Genomic DNA, 308 nt, shown 5'->3' with positions numbered 1-308 from the left:
GGTGGTTGTTTTGTGGGTGTGTGTTGTGTGAGAACTCAATAGTGTGCCGATGTACTAACTAATACTTTTTTGGGAAAGTGCTTGTTTGGTTGTCGTTTGCGCGTGTGTTGCTGGTGGGTGCCAGGGGCCTTTGTTTGTTTTGGGTCCTTTTGTGCTTGCGGGTGATGGATTGCGTGGCGGCGCCTTGTTTGGGTGCTTTTCGCGTGGTTTTTTCATTTGTGGGAAAGATCATGGTTTTGTTCCTTTTTCTTTTGGCCTCGTCGGTTCGGGAGAGGGAACGTTTTATTTTTGGATAACGGCCAGGCCGC

General features: G+C 48.7%; 1 protein-coding gene. It reads right to left on the bottom strand.

The genetic code is table 11. The annotated features are described in order from the left end of the window. Window positions 1–58: 58 nt before the first annotated feature. A partial coding sequence (locus HMPREF2847_RS11670; RefSeq protein ID WP_210401623.1) for a hypothetical protein occupies window positions 59–308 on the bottom strand: 250 nt, incomplete at its 5' end.

The organism is Corynebacterium sp. HMSC074C03 (genome assembly GCF_001838285.1).
Lineage (GTDB): Bacteria > Actinomycetota > Actinomycetes > Mycobacteriales > Mycobacteriaceae > Corynebacterium > Corynebacterium amycolatum.
This window is presented reverse-complemented; position numbering and strand designations above follow the sequence as displayed.